Annotated in this window: 25 protein-coding genes and 1 pseudogene; 7 read left to right on the forward strand and 19 right to left on the reverse strand. The window is 63.4% G+C overall.

The features are described from left to right. Positions 1–210: 210 nt before the first annotated feature. The 7 genes from WM94_RS21425 to WM94_RS21455 form a co-directional block, all read right to left on the reverse strand. Entirely contained in the window at positions 211–681 is a 471-nt protein-coding gene (locus tag WM94_RS21425; protein WP_013970724.1) for a prepilin peptidase, read from the reverse strand. A gap of 279 nt (positions 682–960) precedes the next feature. Next, a complete protein-coding gene (locus WM94_RS21430; RefSeq protein ID WP_061552080.1) occupies positions 961–1,518 on the reverse strand; it encodes a DUF4136 domain-containing protein in 558 nt (185 codons plus the stop codon). A gap of 19 nt (positions 1,519–1,537) precedes the next feature. Continuing rightward, entirely contained in the window at positions 1,538–2,173 is a 636-nt protein-coding gene (locus WM94_RS21435) for a DUF4136 domain-containing protein (RefSeq protein ID WP_003257064.1), read from the reverse strand. 21 nt (positions 2,174–2,194) lie between these two features. Further along, positions 2,195–2,944 carry a methyltransferase domain-containing protein gene (locus WM94_RS21440; RefSeq protein ID WP_015268825.1) on the reverse strand — a complete coding sequence of 250 codons (750 nt, stop codon included), beginning with the start codon at positions 2,942–2,944 and terminating at the stop codon, positions 2,195–2,197. Beyond that, positions 2,941–3,246, reverse strand: a complete 306-nt coding sequence (locus WM94_RS21445; protein ID WP_013970728.1) for a MazG-like family protein — start codon at positions 3,244–3,246, stop codon at positions 2,941–2,943. Before WM94_RS21445 ends, WM94_RS21440 begins: the two co-directional genes overlap by 4 nt. Before the next feature lie 190 nt (positions 3,247–3,436). Next, complete coding sequence (locus WM94_RS21450) at positions 3,437–4,288, reverse strand: MaoC/PaaZ C-terminal domain-containing protein (RefSeq protein WP_061552089.1); 852 nt, start codon at positions 4,286–4,288, stop codon at positions 3,437–3,439. 2 nt (positions 4,289–4,290) lie between these two features. Continuing rightward, positions 4,291–5,643 carry a 3-oxoacyl-ACP reductase gene (locus WM94_RS21455; RefSeq protein WP_061552081.1) on the reverse strand — a complete coding sequence of 451 codons (1,353 nt, stop codon included), beginning with the start codon at positions 5,641–5,643 and terminating at the stop codon, positions 4,291–4,293. A gap of 118 nt (positions 5,644–5,761) precedes the next feature. On the opposite strand from WM94_RS21455, the gene WM94_RS21460 reads away from it, so the two are divergent. Next, a complete protein-coding gene (locus tag WM94_RS21460; RefSeq protein WP_061552082.1) occupies positions 5,762–7,039 on the forward strand; it encodes an acetyl-CoA C-acetyltransferase in 1,278 nt (425 codons plus the stop codon). Between the two features lie 39 nt (positions 7,040–7,078). After that, on the forward strand, positions 7,079–7,858 hold the full coding sequence (locus WM94_RS21465; RefSeq protein ID WP_039614661.1) for a helix-turn-helix transcriptional regulator: 780 nt from the start codon (positions 7,079–7,081) through the stop codon (positions 7,856–7,858). Positions 7,859–7,985: 127 nt separating this feature from the next. On the opposite strand, the gene WM94_RS31195 is transcribed toward WM94_RS21465, so the two are convergent. The 5 genes and pseudogenes from WM94_RS31195 to WM94_RS21485 all read right to left on the reverse strand — a co-directional run bounded on the left by WM94_RS31195 (position 7,986) and on the right by WM94_RS21485 (position 13,341). Next, entirely contained in the window at positions 7,986–8,753 is a 768-nt protein-coding gene (locus tag WM94_RS31195; RefSeq protein ID WP_371033815.1) for a methyl-accepting chemotaxis protein, read from the reverse strand. A 90-nt stretch (positions 8,754–8,843) separates the two neighbouring features. Next, positions 8,844–9,929 (reverse strand): annotated as a pseudogene (locus WM94_RS31200) (cache domain-containing protein); the annotation flags it as partial. 166 nt (positions 9,930–10,095) lie between these two features. Continuing rightward, a complete protein-coding gene (cueR, locus tag WM94_RS21475; protein WP_061303951.1) occupies positions 10,096–10,506 on the reverse strand; it encodes a Cu(I)-responsive transcriptional regulator in 411 nt (136 codons plus the stop codon). Further along, the gene (locus tag WM94_RS21480) at positions 10,503–12,902 is read right to left on the reverse strand and encodes a heavy metal translocating P-type ATPase (protein WP_061552084.1); all 2,400 of its coding nucleotides are present in this window, start codon (positions 12,900–12,902) and stop codon (positions 10,503–10,505) included. The genes cueR and WM94_RS21480 overlap by 4 nt, the downstream gene beginning before the upstream one ends. A gap of 52 nt (positions 12,903–12,954) precedes the next feature. Further along, positions 12,955–13,341 carry a hypothetical protein gene (locus tag WM94_RS21485; protein ID WP_061303955.1) on the reverse strand — a complete coding sequence of 129 codons (387 nt, stop codon included), beginning with the start codon at positions 13,339–13,341 and terminating at the stop codon, positions 12,955–12,957. A 145-nt stretch (positions 13,342–13,486) separates the two neighbouring features. Between WM94_RS21485 and WM94_RS21490 the strand changes: the two genes are divergently transcribed. Both WM94_RS21490 and WM94_RS21495 read left to right on the forward strand, forming a co-directional pair. Beyond that, positions 13,487–13,684, forward strand: a complete 198-nt coding sequence (locus tag WM94_RS21490; protein ID WP_061552085.1) for a heavy-metal-associated domain-containing protein — start codon at positions 13,487–13,489, stop codon at positions 13,682–13,684. 234 nt (positions 13,685–13,918) lie between these two features. Continuing rightward, a complete protein-coding gene (locus WM94_RS21495; protein WP_061552086.1) occupies positions 13,919–15,100 on the forward strand; it encodes a multidrug effflux MFS transporter in 1,182 nt (393 codons plus the stop codon). Here WM94_RS21495 and WM94_RS30865 read toward each other — a convergent pair. Next, the gene (locus WM94_RS30865) at positions 15,051–15,248 is read right to left on the reverse strand and encodes a hypothetical protein (RefSeq protein WP_075044510.1); all 198 of its coding nucleotides are present in this window, start codon (positions 15,246–15,248) and stop codon (positions 15,051–15,053) included. The genes WM94_RS21495 and WM94_RS30865 overlap by 50 nt on opposite strands. A gap of 487 nt (positions 15,249–15,735) precedes the next feature. On the opposite strand from WM94_RS30865, the gene WM94_RS21500 reads away from it, so the two are divergent. Beyond that, the gene (locus tag WM94_RS21500; RefSeq protein ID WP_061552087.1) at positions 15,736–16,449 is read left to right on the forward strand and encodes a helix-turn-helix transcriptional regulator; all 714 of its coding nucleotides are present in this window, start codon (positions 15,736–15,738) and stop codon (positions 16,447–16,449) included. Between the two features lie 31 nt (positions 16,450–16,480). On the opposite strand, the gene WM94_RS21505 is transcribed toward WM94_RS21500, so the two are convergent. The 5 genes from WM94_RS21505 to WM94_RS21525 all read right to left on the reverse strand — a co-directional run bounded on the left by WM94_RS21505 (position 16,481) and on the right by WM94_RS21525 (position 20,835). Continuing rightward, entirely contained in the window at positions 16,481–17,428 is a 948-nt protein-coding gene (locus WM94_RS21505) for an adenosine deaminase (RefSeq protein WP_061552088.1), read from the reverse strand. Between the two features lie 86 nt (positions 17,429–17,514). Further along, entirely contained in the window at positions 17,515–18,201 is a 687-nt protein-coding gene (locus WM94_RS21510) for an SDR family oxidoreductase (protein ID WP_013970741.1), read from the reverse strand. A 369-nt stretch (positions 18,202–18,570) separates the two neighbouring features. Then, entirely contained in the window at positions 18,571–19,155 is a 585-nt protein-coding gene (locus tag WM94_RS21515; RefSeq protein ID WP_016484768.1) for a YigZ family protein, read from the reverse strand. 9 nt (positions 19,156–19,164) lie between these two features. Then, entirely contained in the window at positions 19,165–19,827 is a 663-nt protein-coding gene (locus WM94_RS21520) for a TetR/AcrR family transcriptional regulator (protein ID WP_003257076.1), read from the reverse strand. A gap of 90 nt (positions 19,828–19,917) precedes the next feature. Then, positions 19,918–20,835 (reverse strand): LysR family transcriptional regulator, encoded by a 918-nt coding sequence (locus tag WM94_RS21525; protein ID WP_013970743.1) that lies wholly within the window; start codon positions 20,833–20,835, stop codon positions 19,918–19,920. A 118-nt stretch (positions 20,836–20,953) separates the two neighbouring features. Between WM94_RS21525 and WM94_RS21530 the strand changes: the two genes are divergently transcribed. Then, positions 20,954–22,300 carry an aspartate aminotransferase family protein gene (locus WM94_RS21530; protein ID WP_013970744.1) on the forward strand — a complete coding sequence of 449 codons (1,347 nt, stop codon included), beginning with the start codon at positions 20,954–20,956 and terminating at the stop codon, positions 22,298–22,300. A gap of 73 nt (positions 22,301–22,373) precedes the next feature. Beyond that, the gene (locus tag WM94_RS21535) at positions 22,374–23,867 is read left to right on the forward strand and encodes a CoA-acylating methylmalonate-semialdehyde dehydrogenase (protein WP_023662877.1); all 1,494 of its coding nucleotides are present in this window, start codon (positions 22,374–22,376) and stop codon (positions 23,865–23,867) included. Between the two features lie 156 nt (positions 23,868–24,023). Here the strand turns inward: WM94_RS21535 and WM94_RS30230 are convergent, their stop codons facing one another. Further along, positions 24,024–24,488: a hypothetical protein gene (locus tag WM94_RS30230; protein WP_156485991.1), complete on the reverse strand. Its 465-nt coding sequence runs from the start codon at positions 24,486–24,488 to the stop codon at positions 24,024–24,026. Between the last annotated feature and the right edge of the window lie 402 nt (positions 24,489–24,890).

Below are 24,890 nucleotides of genomic sequence, written 5' to 3' on the forward strand. Positions count from 1 at the left end.
TTAAGGCGAGGGACCTCTGGGCGGGTTTTGGTTCAAGGGGATGGATACCCAAGTATTTGATTCCTTTGGGAATCTCTCAAGCTGACCCTACAGCTTGGGACGGGAGACACGTTACACGTGTCGCACAGCGCTCTGCAAAATAAAAATAGTCGGGGGTAGTGGATTTGTACAAATTACAAATTCTGTACAGCCATCGGACCACGAGATTGCTCACTGGATCCATACAGCAGTCAAAAGAAAACCGGTGAGCACATAGGGGACGAACGCCTGCTTGTCACCCATCTCCTCGGTCAAGGCCTGCAAGCGCTTTTTTACCTTGGGGTTGAGCAACGTCCACAGGCGCCGGCGGGTGAGCAGCCACAGCAGCACGCTGACACCGGCGCCGATGAAGGTGCCAAGTACGTATTGCGGGCTGGTGGCCAGGGCCAGGGCGCCCATCAGCTTGACGTCATCGGCACCGAAACGGCCGAGCATGTAGCCGGGCAGGGTCAGCAGCATGACGATGGCCAGCGCCCAGCCTGCATCGCTGGCATCGGCGCCGATCCAGCTGCGGCCAGTGGCGAAAAGCCAAGCCAGGGCGCAGGCAGCCACACCCAGGGTGAGCATGTTGGATATCTGGCGTTGACGCACGTCCTGTTCGGAGCACAAGGCAAGCCACAGCAGGAGAACAATGCTTTGCATTGGCAGGTCGCCCTTCCCAAATGTTGAACACATCTACCCGGTCAGTCAGGTTTCCTTAAGTGAAGATAGACGGGAACCTGCGGGGAGTGGAGCGGGAGAGGGAAAAAGGCGTGGCCGGGATGGATTTTGTCGCTGTTGAAACAGGCCTCGCAGGCGACCCTTGTGGGAGCGGGTTCACCCGCGAACACCGGCAAAGCCGGTGCCATGCACCGCGTTGTTTTCTTCGCGGGTAAACCCGCTCCCACAGGGGCTGCGGTGCCTGCATAACCGCGCTCGGTGTTACTTCTTGCTCCCCGGCGGGTAGTTGGCCAACACCTTGGTCACGGTGTTCTGGATCGCGCTGTTGCGTTCCTCGGGGCTTGGCGGGTAGTTGTTCATGATCTGCTCGGCACTGCCGCGCCACACCAGCTTGCCGTCACGCCCATCGAACAGGTCGATCTGGATAGTGGCGACCTTGTAGTCGACGCTGCGAGTTTCGTTGTACATCGGGCCACCCCAGTAGCCTCCCCAGCCACCGCCGTAGTTGGTGGTGATCTGTTGCTGGCGCTGCTCGACGATCAGGTACGCGCGCACTGTCACGTCCGGCCGGGCGCCGCCTTGTACCGGGCGCAGGCCACGCTGGTCGAGTTGGCTTGCGACTGCCTGGCGAATGCGCTGCTCGGTCAGGTCGCTCTTGATTCGTGGATCGTCCGGGCGGTACTGCAGGCCCGGTTCCTGCCATGCCCAGCTGCGGTAGGCGGCAAAGTCACGGCTGGCATCGAAATCCTGCTGGACGTTATTGCTGGAGCAGGCGGCGAGCAACAACGCGAATGACAGTAGAACGAGACGGCGCAACATGATGGTTCTCCGTTGGATATCAACTGGGAGGATAGCCGTTGAGCGCCTTGTGCACAGAATCGCGCAGGGCGCTTTCGCGTTCACGCGGCGAGTCCTTGTCGCTGCCGCTTTCGGCACTGGCACTCCATACCGGCTGGCCGCTGCGGGCGTCGTACAGGTCGATACGCACCACCATCACCTGCACTTCGTAGGTGCGCACTATGGGCACGCTGGCATAGCCCCCATAGCCATGGCGGTAGCCGCCATAGCCGACACCGCCATAGGGATACGGGCCGTAGTAAGGGTCGTAGGCATCGTAGTCACGTACCTGGCGCAAGCGCTTTTCCAGGCGTATGTCGGCGCTGACCAGCAAGTCGCCGGGGCCGCCCCGGGCGGGACGCAGGCCATGCTGGTCCAGTGCGCCGCTGACGGCATCGGCCAGTTGCGCCGGGTCGGTATCGACCGAGCCACTGGGCAACTGGCCGTTGAGCCAGCTCCAGCTACGGTAGTGCCCGTAATCACGGGCCGGTGTCGGGTAGGCACTGGCATCGAAGGTGCTGGCCGCCTGGGCCGGTGCCGGTGGTAACGGGCGGCTGCTGGCCACGTAGGGGTTGCTGCCCTGGCAGCCAGCCAGGGCAAGCGGCAGCACGGCCAGGCACAACAGACGGTACGGCATGTATTCCTCCCGGCGGGCAGGTCAACGGGGGCGGCAGACCCAGTGCAGGTAGCGGCCGAGCCCGGCGAAGCTGGGGTGGCGACGGTAGGCCAGTTCCATTTCCAGCAGGTCGAGCAGCTCGGCCTTGCCTTGGAATTCCTTGGGCATGTAGTCGTGGAACACCCGCACGCCACTTTCGCTTTCAACCTGCCACATAGGATCAAGTTGCGCCCTGAGTTCCCGTGGATCAAGCGGTTTTTGCGGGGTCAGGCTCTGCTTTTCACCTTCCAGCCGGTTGCTGCGCAACTTGCGGAAATGGCCCTTGAGCAGGTTGCGATAGACCAGGGCGTCTCGGTTGTAGAAGGCCAGCGACAGCCACCCGGAAGGGGCCGTGAGCTGGTGCAGCACCGGCAGGATGCTTTCGGGCTCGGCCAGCCACTCGAGTACTGCGTGGCATAGCACCAGATCGTAGGGTTCGGTCAGCTGGCCAAGCAGGTCTTGCCAGGGGGCCTGTATGAAGGTGGCCGGTTGGCCGGCTTCGGCAAAGCGCGCCCGTGCGCCGTCGAGCATCGGCGCGGCGGGTTCGGCCAGGGTCAGCTGGTGGCCGCGCTGGGCCAGCCACAAAGCCATGTGACCCAACCCGGCACCGATGTCGAGGATGCGCAGCGGGCGGTCAGGCAGGGCTTCGGCCAGGTCGGCCTGCAGCACGGCCAGGCGGATCGCGCCCTTGGCGCCGCCGTAGATCTTTTCGGCAAAGCGGGTAGCCAGCTCATCGAAGTGACGGTCGTTCATCGGGCGAAGCGCCTCTCGCTGTCGGCCAGCTTGGCTCGCACTACCTGGTCCATGTCCAGGCCAAGTTCGCTGCACAGCAGCAACAGGTAGAGCACCACATCGCCGATTTCCTGGCCGGCATGGGCCAGCTTATCGGCTGGCAGCTGGCGCGATTGGTCTTCGCTCAGCCACTGGAAGATTTCCACCAGCTCGGCCATTTCGACACTGGCGGCCATGGCGAGGTTCTTCGGGCTGTGAAAGCCGCGCCAGTCGTTGTTGTCGCGGATCTGGTGCAGGCGTTGGGTGAGTTCTTGCAGGTTCATCGGGGGTCTCCTAATGCTGCATAGCTTCTGCGCAGGCCCGATGCAAAGCAAGCGTATACCGCCAAGACAGGCATGGTCCCTGTAGGAGCGGCCTTGTGTCGCGATGGGGCGCGAAGCGGCCGCAAATTATCAGCTTCGCCGCTGACATCGCCGGGGCCGCTTTGCGGCCCATCGCGACACAAGGCCGCTCCTACAAAGGTGCCCAGCGCCCGACCATATGCAGTACCCCTCCATGGCCATCCAGCCGCAGCTTTCCCGCAGCCCCCGCTTCACTGGCACCGAGCACCACCTCCGATGGCAACCGCACCGGCTTGCGGAAATCCACCTCGAAGGCATAGCCACTGTGCGGCAGGTGCCCGCGCAGTGCCGCCAGGGTCATGGCCTTGCTCCACATGCCATGGGCAATGGCCGTGGGGAAGCCGAACAGCCGCGCACTGGCCGCGCTGAGGTGGATCGGGTTGTAGTCCCCGCAAACCTTGGCATAACGCCGGCCGATATCGCTGTCGGCGTACCAGCGGGTCGCCTCTTGCAGCGCTTGCGGTTCGTCCTCGGCAGGCTCACCTGCCTGGCTTTCCAGCTTCAGCCCGCGCACCAGCATACGGCTGGTCTCGCGCCAGAGCAGGCCGATGCCGTCTTCGGCTTCGGTGACCAGGTCGAAGGTGCCGCCCTTGGCATGCGTTTGCAGATTGCCTGCATGCACCGCAAAGCGCAGCCCTTCGATACCGCCCAGCGGGCGCAGCACCTCGACGCGGTTGTGCAGGTGCACCAGGCCGAGCAGCGGGAAGGGGAAGTTTGGCGCGGTCATCAACTGCAGCTGCAGCGTGAACGCCATGACATGTGGATAAGTACCCGGCAGGCGGCCATCGTCGGTGAAGTGGCACAGCCGACGATAGGCGGCCAGGTTGCCCGACTGGACGCGAATGAAACAGCGCAGGCCGTCGTCCGGCAGCTGGTCGCCGCTGATGGTGCGCTTGCTTGCTGCGCGCAGGTACAGGCTGGCGCGCGAAGCCGGGCTGTGCAGGTCGTGCCAGTGTCGGCTCATGTTCAGGCCCCCATCAAGGCCTGGCCGCATACCCGCAGCACCTGGCCGTTGACTGCACCGGAGCCCGGCTGGCTGAGCCAGGCGATGGCTTCGGCGACATCCTGCGGGCGGCCGCCCTGGCCAAGCGAACTCAAGCGTCGCCCGGCCTCGCGCAGGCCCATGGGCATGGCGGCGGTCATGTGGGTTTCGATGAAACCGGGTGCCACGGCATTGATGCTGCCGCCGCGCTCGGCGAGCCGGGGCGCCCACGCCTGGGCCAGGCCGATCAGCCCGGCCTTGCTCGCGGCATAGTTGGCCTGCCCGCGGTTGCCGGCGATACCGCTGACCGAGGCCAGCAGGGTGATGCGCGCGTTTTCACCCAGGGCGCCGTTGTCGTACAGCGCCTGTGTCAGCACCTGCGGTGCCTTGAGGTTTACCGCCAGCACCGCGTCCCAGTATTCCGGGGTCATGTTGGCCAGGGTCTTGTCGCGTGTGATACCGGCGTTGTGCACCACGATGTCGACGCCGTCGGGCAGGGCCGCAAGCAGTTGCGTTGCCGCGTCGCCGGCGCAGATGTCCAAGGGCAGCGCCTTGCCACCCAGGCGCGCGGCCAGGGCGTCTAGGTCCTGGCTGGCTTGCGGCACATCCAGCAGCAGTACGTCGGCACCGTCCCGGGCCAGGGTTTCGGCAATGGCGGCACCGATGCCGCGCGCGGCACCGGTTACCAGGGCGCGGCGCCCAGCCAGCGGCCGGGTCCAGTCCTCGACCTGGCTGGCGCAGGCATGCAGGCGCAGCACCTGGCCGGAGATGAAGGAGCTTTTGGGCGAGAGGAAGAAGCGCAGGGCACCTTCCAGCTGGTCTTCCGCGCCGGGCCCGACATACAGCAACTGCGCGGTCGCACCGTTGCGCAGTTCCTTGGCCAGCGAGCGGCTGAAGCCTTCCAGGGCTCGTTGGGCAATGCTGGCCAACGGGTCGTCGAGGCTTTCTGGCGCGCGGCCCAGCAGCACCACATGGGCGCACGATGCCAGGCTGCGCAGCAGTGGCTGGAAAAATTCGCGCAACTGCTTCAACGCGTCGCTGTCGGACAGGTGACTGGCATCGAATACCACGGCCTTGATCTTCGGCCCCAGACCAGCCACCCATGCTTCGGCCTGGAGGTTGTCGGTATTGAAGCTGTAAAGCGTGTCGGTCAGGCGCGGGGCAATGGCTTCGACCTGGCTCGCCAGTGGCCCGCCACCCAGTACCAGGGCACCTTCGACCGGGCGCAGGCGGCCTGCCTGCCAACGCTCCAGCGGCGCTGGACGTGGCAGGCCAAGGGCATCCACAAGGCGGCGGCCGAGGTTGGAGTTGGCAAAGCCGAGGTAGCGATCGCTCATGAGTGGGTCTCCCGGAAGGCAAGCTTGAAAGTGTGGACCAACTTTGTGGCAAGGTCGTTCGAATGCGGTAAAAACACCTAGGCTGTACGGATCAAATTGTTTCAGGAGGAACAAGCGCATGCGTTCACTTCGCCGGGTCGCGATCCTGGGCGGCAACCGAATTCCCTTCGCCCGTTCCAATGGCGCCTACGCCACGGCCAGCAACCAGGCGATGCTAACCGTCGCCCTCGAAGGGCTGATCGAACGCTACCGCCTGCATGGGTTGCGCGTGGGGGAGGTGGTGGCTGGCGCTGTGCTCAAGCACTCACGAGACATGAACCTGACACGTGAGTGCGTGCTGGGTTCGCGCCTGTCGCCGCTGACGCCAGCCTATGACATCCAGCAAGCCTGCGGGACGGGGCTAGAGGCGGCACTGCTGGTGGCCAACAAGATTGCCCTGGGGCAGATCGACTGCGGCATAGCCGGCGGCGTGGACACCACCTCCGATGCGCCGATTGCGGTCAGCGAAGGCCTGCGCCACATCCTGTTGCAGGCCAACCGTGGCAAGAGCCTGGGCGAACGGCTCAAGCCATTTCTCAAGCTGCGTCCTCACCACCTGAAACCCGAATTACCGCGCAACGGTGAGCCGCGCACCGGTTTGTCTATGGGCGAGCATTGCGAACGCATGGCCCAGGCCTGGCGCATTGGCCGTGCCGAGCAGGACGAGCTGGCGCTGCTGAGCCACCAGGCGCTGGCTGCCGCGTACGCCGAAGGGTGGCAGGATGACCTGCTGACGCCGTTTCTGTCTTTGACCCGTGATAACAACCTGCGCCCCGACCTGACCCTGGAACAATTGGCCAAGCTCAAGCCAGCCTTCGACCGCAGCGGGCAGGGCACGCTGACGGCGGGCAACTCCACACCGCTGACCGATGGTGCTTCGCTGGTGTTGCTGGGCAGCGAGGAATGGGCCGAGCAGCAGGGGCTGTCGGTGCTGGCCTATCTGGTCGATGGTGAAACCGCTGCGGTGGATTTCGTTACTGGTCGCGAAGGGCTGCTGATGGCGCCGGTGTATGCGGTGCCGCGGCTGTTGGCGCGCAATGGCCTGACGCTGCAGGACTTTGACTATTACGAGATTCACGAAGCCTTTGCTGCCCAGGTGCTGTGCACGCTCAAGGCCTGGGAAGATGCCGATTATTGCCGCGAACGGCTGGGGCTGGATGCGCCGCTCGGGGCGATTGACCGCAGCAAGCTCAACGTCAAGGGCAGTTCGCTGGCGGCCGGGCACCCGTTTGCCGCGACCGGGGGGCGGATATTGGCCAACCTGGCCAAGCTGCTGGCGAGGTCGGGGAAGGGTCGGGGGTTGATATCGATCTGCGCTGCGGGTGGGCAGGGGGTGACCGTCATCGTCGAGCGCTGAGCTGTTAGGCTTGTCTGGTCAGAACTAAAAGAAACCACCATGCCCATCATCGGACACCCCCGCCCCATTCCGGCGCTGGACCATCTGCCCAGGCCGCTCTATGCACGAGCCGAAAGTCTTGGCGCCGGCTCCTGGACCACCCGCCACCAGCACGACTGGGTGCAGTTTTCCTATGCCATCAGCGGCGTCCTCGGGGTGTATACCCAGGAAGGCAGCTACTTCGCCCCGCCCCAGTGGGGCGTGTGGATACCAGCCGATGCCGAACACGAAGTGGTCACCTCTATGCAGGCCGAAATGCGCAGCCTTTACGTGCGCCGGGATGCCTGCCCGTGGGCCCCGGAGCAATGCCGGGTACTGGAAGTGACCCCGTTGGCGCGCGAACTTATCAAGCAGTTCTGCCTGTTCCCGGCAGACTACCCGGAGGGTGACAGTGCCGAGGCGCGGCTGGTGGCGGTGCTGCTCGACCAGTTGCGCATGCTGCCCGAAGTCGGCTTTTCGTTGCCACTGCCACGGCACCCGGGGTTGCTGGCGCTGTGCAATGGTCTGATCGCTGCACCGGACCAGTCGCAGACCTTGCAGCAGTGGGCGCGAGAGTTGGGTTGCTCGGAGAAGACGCTGATGCGGCTGTTCCAGCGGGAGACGGGCTTGAGTTTTCGCAACTGGCGGCAGCGTATGCGGCTGTTATCGTCGCTGGCGCTGCTGGAGGCCGGGGAGAGTGTGACCGAGGCGGCGTTGGGGTGTGGGTATGACTCCACCTCGGCTTACATTGCGGCATTCAAGCAATTGTTCGGCGCGACGCCGGGAGAATTGAGGCTTTAGTGATTGGTCGCCTGTGCCGGCCTCTTCGCGGGCACGCCCGCTCCCACAGGTACTGCACAGCTTGCAAAGCTGCGGTGATCCCTGTGGGAGCGGGTTCACCCGCGAAGAGGCCAGCGCAGGCAACACATCAGGTACGGAACCTGCGCACCAGTGCATCCAGCTCATTGGACAACCCGGCCAGGCTCTCCGAATCCATCCGCGCCGCCTGGGCCAGTTCGGCCACCAGCTGCGCATCGCCGTGAATCTGGCTGATGTGCCGGTTGATGTCTTCGGCCACCTGGTGCTGCTCTTCGGCCGCCGTGGCAATCTGGGTGTTCATGTCGCGGATCACATCCACCGACTCGCGGATCTGCCCGAAGCTGTCACGGGCCAGGCCGATGCGGCTCACCGACTGCTGCGAAACCTCCAGGCTGGCGTGCATCTGTGCGGCCACTTCGGCAGTGCGGCTGGCCAGGTTGCCCAGCAGGCCGTCGATCTCGGCGGTGGAGTCGGCAGTGCGCTTGGCCAGCGCCCGCACTTCGTCGGCAACCACGGCAAAGCCACGGCCCTGCTCGCCGGCACGGGCCGCTTCGATGGCGGCGTTGAGCGCCAGCAGGTTGGTCTGCTCGGCAATCGAGCGAATGGTGCCGAGGATCGACTGGATGGCGTTGCTGTCACGCTCCAGTTGCTGGATCGACTGCGCCGACTGCTCGATCTCCTGGCTCAGGCGGTCAACGCTATGTACCGCGGCATCGATCTGCTGCTGGCCTTCGCGGGCCTGTTGCTGGCCGCTGTCGGCCGATTGCGCCGCCTGGCTGCAGGAACGTGCCACTTCGTTGGCGGTGGCGACCATTTCGTGGAAGGCGGTTGAGACCATGTCCACCGCTTCGCGCTGGCGGCCTGCTGCTTCGGCCATGTCGCTGGAAACGCGGGTCGAGCTGCTGGAGGTGCTGAGGATCTTGCTGGCGGCAGCACCGATGTGCTGGATCAGGCTGCGAATGGCACCGAGGAACTGGTTGAACCAGCTGGCCAGTTGTGCGGTTTCGTCGCGGCCACGGATTTCCAGGTTGCGGGTCAGGTCGCCCTCGCCCTGGGCGATATCTTCCAGGCCGCTGGTGACGCTGTTGATCGGGCGTACGATCAGCTTGGCGAAGGTGGCACCGACCACGGCGAACAGCGCGGCCAGTACCAGGGCCACCACGCCGATCAGCCAGGTCAGGCGGGTGGTGGTCTGCATCACTTCGCTTTGTTCGATCAGGCCGATCAGGGTCCAGCCCAGCTGTTCGTCCGGGTAGATGTTGGCCATGTAGCGCACGCCATTCAGCTCCACTTCGGCCAGCCCCTTGCCGTGCTTGGCCAGCTCGGCGTACCCGTCGCCAAAGCTCGCCAGTTGCTTGAAGTTATGCTTGGCGTCACGAGGGTCGACCAATACGTTGCCGTTGTTTTCCACCAGTAGCACGTAGCCGCTTTCGCCCAGCTTGATCTGCTGGACGATCTCGGTGAGGCCTTTGAGCGAGACGTCGACGTTGACCACGCCGCCAGGGTTGCCCAATTGGTTGGCGACGGTGCGCACGGTGCTGACCAGCACGGCGTCGTCGGCAGCCCAGTAGTAGGCGCCGGTACGCAAGGTCTTGCCGGGGTTGGCCATTGCCAATTGGTACCAGGGTCGGGTGCGCGGGTCGTAATTGACGAACTTCTGCCCGGCCGGCCAGCCGACATAGCCACCGTCATTCACCCCGTAGGACAGGTACGCATAGCTGGGATGCGTGGTGGCCAGGCGGGTCATGAACTCCAGCAGCTTGTTGGCCTGGTCGCCCAATTCGTAGGACGGGGTTGCGCTCATGTACTTGTTCAGTTCGCTACCCGTGGCGGCGACCATCGGCTGCGCAGCCAGGTACTCGACATTCTGGTTGATGCCCTGGAAGAAGATGTTCATCGCGTTGCTGACCTGGCGGATTTCCCGGCTGCTGCCATCGAGGAATCCGTCGCGGGCTTCGCCACGCAGGTTGAGGACCACCAGGGTGGCCACAAGGATTATGGGCAAGCCGGCGATGACCGCGAATGCCCAGGTCAGTTTCTGTTTGATGCTCATCGACGCTCCCGGATTTGTTATTTTCGACACACGAGGCAGGTAACAATTGCATCGGCAGCATCCGGGTTTAATGTAGGAAAACGCCCGTATTTATTGGATAAAGTCGCAGTTGGTGACTATTCGGTCGTGTTTGGACGTATATGGCATACCAAACGTTGCGGGTGGCTCAGTGACAGCAGCCATTAGCAGAGCCATTGGCCAGATCCTTGAGGATCGGGCAGTCCGGGCGCTCGTCTCCCTGGCAGTGCGATACCAGTTCGCCAAGGGTGTCGCGCAGGCTCACCAGCTCTTCAATGCGCCGGTTCAGCTCATCGATGTGTTGCATGGCCAGCGCTTTCACATCGGCGCTGGCACGCTGGCGGTCCTGCCACAAGGTCAACAGCTTGCCGACCTCCTCGAGGGAAAAGCCCAGGTCGCGGGAGCGCTTGATGAAGGCCAGGCTGTGCAAGTCTTCCGCCTGGTAAAGGCGGTAGCCGCTGTCACTGCGCGTGGCGGGTTTGAGCAGGCCGATGGACTCGTAGTAACGGATCATCTTGGTGCTGAGCCCGCTGCGGCGGGCGGCCTGGCCTATGTTCATGGGGCCTCCTGGGTGTTGCTGGTGGGTTTCCACGCCTTGAGCCACAGCGCGTTGCTCACCACGCTGACGCTGGACAGGGCCATGGCGGCGCCGGCCAGTACCGGGTTGAGGTAACCCAGCGCGGCCAGCGGGATGCCGATCAGGTTATAGATGAACGCCCAGAACAGGTTCTGGCGGATCTTCGCATAGGTCTTGCGGCTGATCTCCAGGGCGGCCGGTACCAGGCGTGGGTCGCCGCGCATCAGGGTGATGCCGGCGGCCTGCATGGCCACGTCGGTACCGCCCCCCATGGCAATGCCGATATCGGCGGCGGCCAGCGCCGGCGCATCATTGATGCCATCACCGACCATGGCGACCACGCCATCCTGCTTGAGCGCGGCCACGGTCGCGGCCTTGTCGGCCGGCAGCACTTCGGCATGCACGTCGTCGATGCCCAGGGCATCGGCCACCACTTTGGCGCTGCCGCGGTTGTCGCCGGTCAGCAGGTGGCTGCTGATGTGTTGCGCATGCAGGGTATCGATTGCCTGCGCGGCGCCGGGCTTGAGGCTGTCACCAAAGGCGAACAGGCCCAGCACACGCGGCTGCGCGCCGCGTTCGACAAGCCATGACAGGGTGCGCCCTTCGGCTTCCCAGGCCAGGGCCTTGGCGGCCAGGTCGCCGGGTAGCAGGGCGCTTTCATCGAGCAAACGGCGGTTGCCCAAAGCCAACTCGCGGCCTTCCACGCGCCCGGCAATACCACGCCCGGTCAGCGACTGGCTGTCGGTAACGCCAGGCACGTCCAGGCCCTGTTCGGCACAGGCATCCAGTACCGCCTTGGCCAGCGGGTGTTCGCTGCCGCGCTGCAGGGCACCGGCCAGGCGGTGCAGGTCGGCGCTGCTGCCCACCTGCGCCTGGCTGTGGACAACGCGTGGGCTGCCGGAGGTGAGGGTGCCGGTCTTGTCGAACACCACGCGGTTGACCGCATGGGCGCGCTCCAGGGCTTCGGCGTCCTTGATCAGGATGCCATGGCGGGCGGCGACCCCGGTGCCGGCCATGATCGCGGCGGGTGTGGCCAGGCCGAGGGCGCAGGGGCAGGCGATGACCAGTACCGCGACGGCATTGATCAGCGCGGTTTCCAGCGGCGCGCCGGCCAGCCACCAACCGACCAGGGTGATCAGCGCCAGTACCAGCACGGCCGGGACGAATACCTGGCTGACCCGGTCGACCAACTTCTGGATCGGTGCCTTGGCCGCCTGGGCGTCTTCCACCAGGCGGATGATGCGTGCCAGCACGGTTTCTGTGCCCAGTGCCTGGGTGCGTACCAGCAGCCGGCCTTCGCCGTTGATGGCGCCACCGGTGACGCTGTCGCCGGGCTGCTTGGGCACCGGCAGGCTCTCGCCGCTGATCAAGGCTTCATCGGCATGGCTGCTGCCGTCTTCCACCACGCCATCGACCGGGAAGCGCTCGCCGGGTTTGACCAGTACCAGGTCGCCGAGGCGCAGTTGGGCAATGGCCACGTCTTCTTCCCGGCCATCGACCAGGCGCACGGCCCGTTCCGGGCGCAGGGCCTCGAGGGCACGGATGGCGCTGGCGGTCTGGCGCTTGGCACGGCTTTCCAGGTACTTGCCCAGCAGCACCAGGGCAATCACCACGGCCGAAGCTTCGAAGTACAGGTGAGGGGCCATGCCGGCGGGGGCTTGCGCCCACTGGTACAGGCTCAAGCCGTAGCCGGCGCTGGTACCCAAAGCCACCAGCAGGTCCATGTTGCCGGTACCTGCGCGCACGGCCTTCCAGGCGGCCACGTAGAACCGCGCGCCGAGAATGAACTGCACCGGTGTGGCCAGCAGGAACTGCACCCACGCTGGCAACATCCAGTGCACGCCAAACGGCTGCACCACCATTGGTACCACCAGCGGCAGGGCGAGCAGCAATGCTGCGCCGACCGCCAGGCGTTCGTTACGCAGGCGGCGTTGGGCGGCATGCTGGTCGTCCCTGGCGACTTGCGGCAGGCTGGCGCTATAGCCGGCCTTTTGCACGGCGTCGATCAGCAGGTTGTCGTCGAGGGCCGCGAGCACTTCGAGGTGCGCGCGTTCGCTGGCCAGGTTGACGCTGACCCGTTCAACACCCGGCAGCTTGCCGAGAGCGCGCTCTACGCGGCCGACGCAACTGGCGCAGGTCATGCCGCCAATCTGCAGTTCGACGGTGCGGGTGGGCACGCCGTAGCCGGCTTCGCGTATGGCCTCGACCAGCGCGGGCAGACTGTTGGCCGGGGCCTGGACCCGGGCCTGTTCGGTGGCGAGGTTGACGCTGACCTGTTCAGTGCCGGTGACCTTGCGCAGGGCGCGTTCGACCCGGCCGGCACAACTGGCGCAGGTCATGCCGGAGATCGGCAGGTCGTATGTGGTGGATGCGGGCATGGCTCTCCTCCTTGGACAGGCCTCCAGCATCAACCTTGCCACGCAGGTAAGGTCAATAGCCCAGGCCGGCTCGCTTCAACTCCAGCCCATATTGCCCCATGGCGATGCGGTATTTGTTGATCTGGCCCGCCTGCAGGTTCAATCGCGTGCTGCGTTGGTCCTCGACACCCGGGGCGCAGCCGGGCATTTGCCCGGGCAGCAGGCGCAGGCGCACGTCCACCGGGCCGGGCGGCAGGTTGAACGAGGTGGACTGCTCCTGGAACACGCGCCCGGAGAGCTGGTCGTTGAGGTAGATGCCGATCTCGCAACTGGTGGCCACTTCCAGACGCTCCCGGGAAATGATCAGCACGCTGTAGTCCGAGTTGCCCTCGGCGCTGGCCGGTGGCACTGCAGCCAGCGTGCTCAATAGCCCGACGACGCCCAATGCTGCCCTGAACATGAAGAATCTCCTGCTTGCCTGATCATCAAAGGCGCAGCTTGGCCGACGCGCGCGCGGATTTCCACCCCGGCTGGTGTCGGCAAGTCTTGACCTTGCCCCGATGGCAAGCTTGAGACTTGTGGAAAACCTGAAGGAGGTAACCCCCATGCAAGTGTTCAATGTACAAGGCATGACCTGTGGCCATTGCGTGAAAGCCTTGACCCGGGCAGTGCAGGAGCAGGATGCCGCGGCCAAGGTGGAGGTCGATCTGGCGGCCAGGCAGGTACGGGTGCAGAGCGAGTTGGCTCAGGAGCAGATCCTCACGGCCATTCGCGATGAGGGTTATCAGGCCGACGTAGCCTGATCAGGCTATGCGCTGAACTCTGTAGGAGCGGCCTTGTGTCGCGATGGGCCGCAAGGCGGCCCCAGGATATTGGCATCGATGCATGACTTGCTGGGGCCGCTTTGCGGCCCATCGCGACACAAGGCCGCTCCTACAGGGGCCGCGCGAGGGCCTGTATTGTTGCAAATGTTTTCATGTCGATAGGGCCCACAGCAGGTAGAATCGAGCACTTGCTTAGCCTGCTATGGATTCCTGATGAACCTGCGAATGGTGCTCATCCTGGGCGCACTCAGTGCGTTCGGGCCCTTGGCGATCGACTTCTACCTGCCCGCCTTCCCGGCCATGGCGCAGGCGTTCGCCACCGATGAAAAACACGTCCAGGCCACTTTGGCCGCCTACTTCCTTGGCCTGTCCATCGGGCAACTGGCCTACGGGCCGGTGGCTGACCGCTTTGGCCGACGCAAGCCGCTGATGTTCGGGGTGACCCTGTTCACCCTGGCGTCACTGGTCTGTGCCTATGCCCCCAACCTCGATACCCTGGTGCTGGCGCGGTTTGTCCAGGCGTTGGGCGGTTGCGCCGGGATGGTGCTTTCGCGGGCCATCGTCAGTGACAAGTGCGACCCGGTGGCCTCGGCCAAAGTGTTCTCGCAGCTGATGCTGGTCATGGGCCTGGCGCCAATCCTGGCACCGATGCTGGGCGGGGTGCTGGTGAACGTGGCCGGCTGGCAATCGATCTTCCTCGCCCTGAGCCTGTTCAGTGCCGGCTGCCTGTTGGCGGTCAGCCTGGGCCTGCCGGAAAGCCTGCCCGAGCACATACCGCGGCAACCGCTGTCTGGCGCCATGCGCCAGTACTTGCGCCTGTTCGCTGACCGGGTGTTCGTCGGCCATGCCCTGACCGGTGGTATCGCCATCGCCGGCATGTTTGCCTACATCGCCGGTTCGCCTTTCGTGTTCATCAAGCTCTATGGCGTGCCGGCCGAGCATTACGGCTGGTTGTTCGGCACCAATGCCGCCGGCTTCATCCTGGTGGCGCAGGTGAATGCACGCTTGCTGGCCAAGCGCGGGCCGGCATTTCTGTTGGCGCGTGCGGTGTGGCTGTACCTGGCTGCGGGCCTGGTGTTGCTGGCCGTGGCGGCAACGCGGCCAACACAGCTGTGGCCACTGCTGGTCCCGCTGTTCGTCTGCATCTCCAGCCTCGGCTGCATCATCCCCAACGCCTCTGCCTGTGCCATGAGCGGGCAGGGGGCGCGGGCCGGCAGTGCCTCGGCGCTGATGGGCTGCCTGCAGTTCAGCGTCGCCGCCGGCGCAGCAGCGCTGGTGGGGCTGCTGCATGATGGCAGTGCGGTACCGATGGCGCTGGTGATCAGCCTGTGCGGGGCGCTGGTGGTCAGTGTCGCGCTGCTGACCCGACGCTTGCCGGCCAAGGCTCCCGCATAAGCGGGTGAGGTGCCTGCAGACGGGTTTCCAGCGTGGCGACGAAGGCACGCGCCTCGGCCTCGCTGCGGAAACTGACCACGTGTTGATCGAGCTGGACCTGCCAGGGGCAAGCGGGGTTTCGGCTCGACGCACTGACGACAATTTTCATCGCGGCATACCTCCAAAGGGGGAGAGCGGATGAAGTGTAGCGCTGCACTTTCTGCCCGCCATGACCTGCATCAGTGTCCTGACTGACGGTCGGCAAGAACGTTTTCTACATGTTTTTTCCAGCTTGGGGTGCAATGCCCGGAAGCACGTGGAACCTTCGCTTTGGCTTGCGCTACTTGTGGAAATTGCTTGTCGGCCGCGTCCGAAGTTGCATCCGGTGTTTTTTCCGCCTGTCGTTCCCGGGCTCCTGCCATGTGTGCCGGGCTGCTTGCCCACGCGGTCCGGGCAGCTTTCACGCACTGTTTCACTGCTTGCCATGGGTAGGCATACCCAGTGGTATTTTGCCTGTGGCACCACTGCGCGGCGCTGCCTGAATGGCGTTTTTTGCGGCTTATACTGGCGAACCAGGCCAGTGCCAGCGAGAGGCGCTTCCCTGCCAGGGGTGGCCATCGCATCCACACAGTGAACTTGCAGGGAGTTACAGGGACATGAACGCAGCCAGCAGTATCAGCCAGATTGCCAGCCTGATGGCCGACCCCAAGCGCAGTGCCATGTTGTGGGCATTGATCGATGGCACGCCGCGGCTGGCCAACGAGCTCGCGGTAATGACAGGCCTGACCTCGTCATCGGCCTGCGCTCACCTTTCGTTGTTGTCGTCCGCCGGTTTGCTCCGGCACGAAGCGCGGGGGCGCAAGCGCTACTTCCGGCTGGCCACCCCGCAAGTCGGGGCGGCGGTGGAGGCCCTGGCCAGTGTCCAGTTGGAGAGTGCCAGGGGGGAGCGGGCCAAGGCACCGGTATCACCGCTACCCATGTCGATACGCAGGGCGCGTCGCTGTGGCGATCACCTGGGTGGGGAACTGGCCGGTGAACTGTATCACCGTCTGGTGGTGGCCGGCTGGCTGGAGGGTAGTGGTCGGCAGTTGATGGTAAGCGAAGAGGGGCGGAGGCAGTTGGCTTTGGTCGGGGTCTACATCGATGCCTTGGCGCCGCACCAGCAACGTGGCTGTGTGATCTGCCGCTGCACCGAGTGGAACGACCAGGGGCCGCACCTGGGTGGCGTACTGGGGCAGGCCTTGTTCCGGCTGTTCCTGCAATCTGGCTGGATGCGCGAGGCCGAGGACTCGCGGGCATTGCATATTTCTGCGTTGGGTATCCAGCAGATCAATCGCATTGCCCGCGTGCCGACGTTGCAGGTAGGTTGACGGCGCCACAGATATGTCGCCGTCAGGTCATTCAGGCCAGCCGGGCATCCAGGCTGTTCTGGGCCAGTCGACGGGCCTGGTCTTCGGTCATACCCAGATGGGTGTACAGGGCGTGGAAGTTTTCGGTGACATAGCCGCCGAAGTAGGCCGGGTCGTCAGAGTTGACCGTGACCTTCACGCCGCGCTCGAGCATCTCGAGGATGTTGTGCTGGCTCATGTGGTCGAACACGCACAGTTTGGTGTTCGACAGCGGGCACACCGTGAGCGGGATCTGCTCGTCGATGATGCGCTGCATCAGGCGCTCGTCCTCGATGGCGCGCACACCGTGGTCGATACGCTTGACCTTCAGCAGGTCCAGGGCTTCCCAGATGTACTCGGGCGGGCCTTCCTCGCCGGCATGGGCAACGGCGACCAGGCCTTCGCTGCGGGCGCGGTCGAACACGCGCTGGAACTTGCTCGGTGGGTGCCCCATTTCCGAGCTGTCCAGGCCAACGGCGATGAACGCATCGCGGAATGGCAGGGCCTGGTCGAGGGTTTTCTGTGCTTCATCTTCGCTGAGGTGGCGCAGGAAGCTGAGGATCAGGCCACTGCTGATGCCCAGTTGTTCGCGACCGTCCTTCAACGCCTGGTTGATGCCGTTGAGCACCATCTCGAAGGGGATGCCGCGGTCGGTATGGGTCTGTGGGTCGAAGAACGGTTCGGTGTGGATCACGTTCTGCGCCTTGCAGCGTTGCAGGTAGGCCCAGGTCAGGTCGTAGAAGTCCTGCTCGGTGCGCAGCACGTCGGCGCCCTGGTAATACAGGTCCAGGAACTCCTGCAGGTTGTTGAAGGCATAGGCACCGCGCAAGGTCTCCACATCGGCCCAGGGCAGGGCGATCTTGTTGCGCTCGGCCAGGGCGAACAGCAGCTCGGGCTCCAGCGAGCCTTCCAGGTGCAGGTGCAGTTCGGCCTTGGGCAGGGCGTTCAACCAGTCATACATGGTGGGTCATCTCGATCAGGTACGGTTGCCGCCATTCTACAGAGCCTGGCCGGGCATTGCGCACGGCCAGGCTGCGACCTGGTGAATCACCAGACCAAGGGTTCGCCCTTGTAGTTGATGAAGCGCAGGCCGCCGTTGCCGCTTTGCGCCTTGATCTGTTCAAGCATGCCGCGGGTGCTGGTCAGCACGTCGATCTCGGCGTTTTCACCGCCCATGTCGGTTTTCACCCAGCCAGGGTGCATGGCCAATACGCAAAGGTCGGGGCGTTGTTGCTCGACGACGAAGCTGTTGATCATCGAGTTCAGGGCCGCCTTGCTGGCCTTGTACAGGCAGATTTCGCCGCCGTCGGGGATGGTCACGCTGCCCAGGATCGAGCTCATGAAGGCCAGCACGCCGCTGCCCTCGCGTACCTGGCCGACCAGGCGGCGGGCCACGCGGATTGGCGCCACGGCGTTGGTCATGAACAGGTCGCCGATGTCCTTGTTCTGCACCGTCTCCAGGTCTTGCGGCAGAGGCCCCATGACCCCGGCGTTGATGAACACCAGGTCGAAGACTTGGTCTTGCAGGCGTTGCTTGAGGCCATCGAGCTGGGCCGTGTCGTTCATTTCCAGCTGTTCGATGCGCACGCCGGGCACGTCCGCCAGGGCGCCGGGCTGCTGCGGGTTGCGCACGGTGGCGGTGATGGTCCAGCCGTCTTCCTGCAGGCGTTGCACCAGGCCCAGGCCCAGCCCGCGCGAGGCGCCGATGATGAGTGCGGTTTTTGCGTTAGCCATTTGGATGCGCTCCGTGATCGGTTCGAAGAAGGATATTGAGGATAATGCACTGTGGTGCCGAGCGCCTCGTTGTGGGCTGTACGAAAAATCACCAGTTGCGTCAGGCCCTTGTGGGGCGTGGCCTTCGGCTTGTTGGCGCACGGGTTATCCACAAGCTGGTCCACAGTTATTGTGTGCAAGCGCAGATGGCTGTGCAGGGCTACGCAGGCTGTGGACCTGGGGATAACGTCAGGAGCATCAACGGTTTGCGGCTGTCATCAAATGGTGATCAAAATATGATCAAGCCTCTGTAGCCCTTGATTAATGCTGCCTGCAAGCGAATGCCCCAAGCTTATCCACAGGCCGGCCCACAGTTGTTGTGGGCAATGTTCAGCGTGCTTCGAGCAGAATGCGCCCGCGGCTCAAGTCGGCCAACTGCTGCTGCAGTGGCGCCAGGTGGGCGTCACCGAGTGCAATCAACAGGTCCACGCCATTGGCGGTGAACTGCTCATCCAGGACCAGGCCGTCAACCTCCGCCAGGCGCAGCTTCACCAGCGCCAGTTCGCTGAAACTGCAACTGCAGGTGAATTCGCTGCGCTGCACCAGCAGCCGCTTGGGTGCCTGTTGCAGGCACTTGTTGGCACCGCCGCCATAGGCCCTGGCCAGGCCGCCGGTGCCCAGCTGGATACCGCCGTACCAGCGGATCACCAGCACTACCACCTGGTCGCAGTCCTGCGCTTCGATGGCCGCGAGGATTGGCCGCCCCGCGGTACCGCCAGGTTCGCCGTCATCGCTGCTGCGGTACTGGGCGCCAAGCTTCCAGGCCCAGCAGTTGTGGGTGGCGGCCAGGTCGCTGTGGCGTTCGATGAAACTCATCGCGTCGGCGGCACTGCTGATCGGCCCGGCCAGGGTGATGAAGCGGCTTTTGCGGATTTCCTCGCGATACTCGCAGAGGTCGAGCAAGGTAGAAGGCATAAATGACGATCAGGCAGCCGGCTTTATGCCGCAGCCCTTCAAAATGATGTGGATAAGATTGTTGCTCGCGTCTTCCATGTCCTGCTTGGTCAGGCGGCTGCGGCCGGTCACCTGGCAGATCTGGGTGGCGAAGTCGGCGTAGTGCTGGGTGCTGCCCCACAGCAAGAAGATCAGGTGCACCGGGTCGACCGGGTCCATCTTTCCGGCTTCGATCCAGGCCTGGAACACCGCGGCCCGTCCGCGGAACCATTCGCGGTAGTCGGCACTGAAGTACTCGCTCAGGCAGGTGCCACCGCTGATCACCTCCATGGCGAAGATCCGCGAGGCTTGCGGGTTGCGCCGGGAGAACTCCATCTTGGTGCGGATGTACTGGCTCAGGGCTTCGCCCGGGTCGTCGTCGACGCTCAAGGCGTTGAAGGTGCTGTCCCACAACTCGATGATGTTGCTGAGTACGGCAATGTACAGGCCCAGCTTGTTGGTGAAGTAGTAATGCAGATTGGCCTTGGGCAACCCCGCCTTGAGGGCGATGGTGTTCATGCTGGTGCCCTTGAAACCATGGCGGGCAAACTCGTCTTCGGCGGCCTGGATAATGGCCTGTTCGTTCTTCTGGCGGATGCGGCCCGCGGGCTTGCCCGAGGCGGAGAGGCGATGCGCAGGGACTTCTAGGGTCATGGACGATTCCGTACGGGTCAGTGGCTGCGGCTGTCGGACAAGATTACCTGCCTGTGCCGAAGTGACAAGCGTTTGCGGCACAGACTGGCATCAGCGTGTCGCAGCCAGGCTTTCGAGGAAGCTTTCCAGTACCAGGTTCGGCCGCCGGCCCTTGCGCGTTACCCAGCTGAGACTCAGGTCATAGAAGCGTTCCCGGGGCTTGAGGGCACGCAAGCGGCCTTGCTGCACCCAGAACGTGGCGTAGTGGTCTGGCAGGTAGCCGATGTAGCGCCCGGTAAGGATGAGAAACGCCATGCCTTCGCGGTCCGAAGCACTGGCCGTGCAATTCAGTGCCTGGTAATGCGCCTGGATTTCGGCCGGCAGGCGGAAGGTGGGGGTGATGGCTTCCTGGCTGTTGAGGCGGTCGTCGTCGATCTGCTGGTCATCGGCATAGAACAGCGGGTGGCCGACTGCGCAGTACAGCAGCGAGCGCTCACTGTACAGCGGCTGGTACTCGAGGCCCGACAGCGGGCTGGTCTGCGGCACCACGCCGACATGCAGGCTACCATCAAGCACGCCGTGCTCGACCTGGCTGGGTGCGATCATGCGGATCTGGATGCGCACATCGGGGCCGCGGTCCTTGAGCTCGGCCAGGGCATGGGTAATGCGCATGTGTGGCAGGGTCACCAGGTTGTCGGTCAGGCCAATGTTCAGCTCGCCACGCAAATGCTGGTGCAGGCCGTTGACCTCGGTGCGAAAGCTTTCCAGAGCGCTGAGCAGTTGCAGCGCCGAGTGGTAGACCTCGCGGCCTTCCTCGGTCAGCGAGAACCCGGCGCGTCCGCGCTGGCACAGGCGAAGGCCAAGGCGTTGCTCAAGGTCGTTCATTTGCTGGCTGATGGCCGAACGGCCAATGCCCAGCACGTTTTCCGCGGCCGAGAAACCGCCACACTCTACGACACTGCGATAGATCTTCAGCAGACGGATGTCAAAATCGCTGACTTGGGCGAGTGGATCGGGGCGTCGGCTCATTAGTTTAGTCAGGGCCTGTCTGAAGATTAGAAATGTTGGCTTTTCCAGACTTTATCGCCGTGCCAATTTAGCTGCAACAACATCCATCGTTGCCTAATCGTCTTCCGAGGAACCGCCGATGAACATGCCCGAAACCGCCCCCGCCGGTATCGCCAGCCAGCTCAAGCTGGATGCGCACTGGATGCCCTACACCGCCAACCGCAACTTCCAGCGCGACCCACGCCTGATCGTGGCGGCCGAAGGCAGCTACCTGTTTGACGACCAGGGGCGCAAGATCTTCGATGCCCTGTCCGGTTTGTGGACCTGCGGCGCCGGGCACACCCGCAAGGAAATCACCGAAGCGGTGGCTCGCCAGATCGGCACACTGGACTACTCCCCGGCCTTCCAGTTCGGCCACCCGCTGTCGTTCCAGCTGGCCGAGAAGATCACCGAACTTACCCCGGGCGACCTGAACCATGTGTTCTATACCAACTCCGGTTCCGAGTGTGCCGACACCGCGCTGAAGATGGTGCGTGCCTACTGGCGCCTGAAAGGCCAGGCGACCAAGACCAAGATCATCGGCCGTGCTCGCGGCTACCACGGCGTGAACATCGCCGGCACCAGCCTCGGTGGCGTCAACGGTAACCGCAAGCTGTTCGGTCAGCTGCTGGATGTCGACCATCTGCCTCACACCGTGCTGCCGGTCAACGCCTTTTCCAAAGGCATGCCGGAAGAGGGTGGTATTGCCCTCGCTGACGAGATGCTCAAGCTGATCGAGCTGCACGACGCCTCCAACATCGCTGCCGTGATCGTCGAGCCGCTGGCGGGTTCGGCTGGTGTTCTGCCGCCGCCGAAGGGTTACCTGAAGCGCCTGCGTGAAATCTGCACCCAGCACAACATCTTGCTGATCTTCGACGAAGTGATTACCGGCTTCGGCCGCATGGGCGCGATGACTGGCTCCGAAGCCTTCGGCGTGACCCCGGACCTTATGTGCATCGCCAAGCAGGTGACCAACGGCGCCATCCCGATGGGCGCGGTTATCGCCAGCAGCGAGATCTACCAGACCTTCATGAACCAGCCGACCCCCGAGTACGCCGTGGAATTCCCGCACGGCTACACCTACTCGGCCCACCCGGTAGCCTGCGCCGCCGGTATCGCCGCGCTGGACTTGCTGCAGAAGGAAAACCTGGTGCAGGCCGCCGCCGAGCTGGCGCCGCACTTCGAGAAGCTGCTGCATGGCGTGAAGGGCACCAAGAACATCGTCGATATCCGCAACTACGGCCTGGCCGGCGCGATCCAGATCGCTGCCCGCGACGGTGATGCCATCGTGCGTCCGTACGAGGCGGCGATGAAACTGTGGAAGAAAGGCTTCTATGTACGCTTCGGTGGCGACACCCTGCAGTTCGGCCCAACCTTCAACACCACGCCGCAGGAGCTGGACCGCCTGTTCGACGCAGTGGGCGAAACCCTGAACCTGATCGACTGATCTTTCCGATTCTGATGCCTGGCGCGTGAACGCATCGCGCGCCTGCCTCAACCTTCTTTATCTGGAGTTTTGCATGAGCATTGTTCAGCACCTGATCCATGGCGAACTGGTTACCAAGGGTGAGCGCACCGCCGATGTCTTCAACCCGTCCACCGGCCAGGCCGTGCGCAAGGTCGAGTTGGCCAGCCGCGCGACCGTGCAGGAAGCGATCGACTCGGCCAAGGCTGCCTTCCCGGCCTGGCGCAACACCCCACCGGCCAAGCGCGCCCAGGTGATGTTCCGCTTCAAGCAACTGCTGGAGCAGAACGAAGCACGAATCTCGCAGATGATCAGCGAAGAGCACGGCAAGACTCTGGAAGATGCTGCCGGCGAACTGAAGCGTGGCATCGAGAACGTCGAATTCGCCTGCGCCGCGCCGGAAGTGCTCAAAGGCGAGTACAGCCGCAACGTCGGCCCGAACATCGATGCCTGGTCCGACTTCCAGCCGCTGGGCGTGGTTGCCGGTATCACCCCGTTCAACTTCCCGGCCATGGTGCCGCTGTGGATGTACCCACTGGCCATCGCCTGCGGCAACGCCTTCATCCTCAAGCCTTCCGAGCGCGACCCGAGCTCGACTCTGTTCATCGCCCAGCTGCTGCTGGAAGCCGGCCTTCCGAAGGGTATCCTCAACGTGGTGCATGGCGACAAGGAAGCGGTGGATGCGCTGATCGAAGCGCCGGAAGTGAAGGCCCTGAGCTTCGTCGGTTCGACTCCGATCGCCGAGTACATTTATGCTGAAGGCACCAAGCGCGGCAAGCGTGTGCAGGCCCTGGGTGGTGCGAAGAACCATGCGGTGCTGATGCCGGATGCCGACCTGGACAATGCCGTGAGCGCACTGATGGGGGCGGCCTACGGTTCGTGCGGCGAGCGTTGCATGGCCATTTCGGTGGCGGTATGCGTGGGTGACCAGGTGGCTGACGCCCTGATTGCCAAGCTGGAACCGCAGATCAAGGCACTGAAGATTGGGGCCGGCACCTCGTGCGGCCTGGACATGGGGCCGCTGGTGACGGCTGCTGCCCGTGACAAGGTAGTGGGCTACATCGATGACGGTGTTGCTGCTGGCGCCAAGCTGGTGGTGGATGGTCGTGGTTTCCGTGTGGCCGGTAATGAGGATGGCTATTTCGTCGGTGGCACCCTGTTCGACAAGGTGACCCCAGAGATGCGCATCTATAAGGAAGAGATCTTCGGCCCGGTGCTGTGCGTAGTGCGTGTGAACAGCCTGGAGCAGGCCATGCAACTGATCAACGATCACGAGTACGGCAACGGCACCTGCATCTTCACCCGTGACGGTGAAGCGGCGCGCCTGTTCTGTGACGAGATCGAAGTGGGCATGGTCGGTGTGAACGTACCGCTGCCGGTACCGGTGGCCTACCACAGCTTTGGTGGCTGGAAGCGCTCGCTGTTCGGTGACCTGCATGCCTATGGTCCGGACGGTGTGCGCTTCTATACCCGTCGCAAGGCGATTACCCAGCGCTGGCCGCAGCGGGCCAGCCATGAGGCTTCGCAGTTTGCGTTCCCTAGTTTGTAAGGGATGAAGCAGAAGCGGGGAGGCCGACAGGCCTCCCCGCTTTGTTTTTGGGGTTTGGTGTTTTGGCTTTTGGTTGTCGTGTGCGTCAGGGCGGCTATGGGCCTGTCTTGAGATGGCATTGGCTTTGAGAGGTGGCTGCCTTAGGTTCTCTGGCGCTTACAAGATCGAGCGCCGCCCGCGCGGCGCTTCGCAGCACAAGGCTGCTCCTACATCTGTTTCTGGCCAGTCTATCCTGTGCCTGGCGCGCGCGACCGCCTTGTCTGTTCCATTCAATATCGAAGGTTGCGCCTGCTGCTCTTCATCAATCTCCAGCCATGCACCCAGGGTGCGCGCGCCAATGGCGCAGGAATAACTGGCCCGAAACAGATGTAGGAGCAGCCTTGTGCTGCGAAGCGCCGCGCGGGCGGCGCTCGATCTCATAGGCGCAGAAGGTGTTGTGGCGAGCACTTGGTAGCCTTGATAAGGTCTTCGCCTGGAACATTTCAAATAAATGAAATTAAAGGTTGACGCCCTCTCGAATCCCCTTATAATGCGCCCCACTTCCAGCGACATCGGAACGACAAACTTCTTGAAATTCAACAAGTTAGGTTGTTCAGAAAGAGTTGAAAGGGCTACGATCAAATGATCGCCGGCGGTTGAGATGATGGTTGACAGTGCTTCTAAACGCTGTATGATTCGCCTCCCGCTACGAGAGATCGCAGCGAGTCAAGTGTTTGAAGCTAAACGAGTTTCTCGCAAAAAACTTCAAAATAAACGCTTGACAGAAAATGAGGAAAGCGTAGAATGCGCGCCTCGGTTGAGACGAAACGCTCTTAACCAAACGCTCTTTAACAAATCGAATCAAGCAATTCGTGTGGGTGCTTGTGAGTACGGACTGATAGTCACAAAGATTATCAGCATCACAAGTGGCCATGCGAGAAATCACATAGTCATTTGAGATTGCTGAGCCAAGTTTAGGGTTTCTTAAAAACCCAAGCAGTATTGAACTGAAGAGTTTGATCATGGCTCAGATTGAACGCTGGC

The organism is Pseudomonas sp. ABFPK (genome assembly GCF_001586765.1).
Classification (GTDB): Bacteria; Pseudomonadota; Gammaproteobacteria; order Pseudomonadales; family Pseudomonadaceae; genus Aquipseudomonas; species Aquipseudomonas asiatica.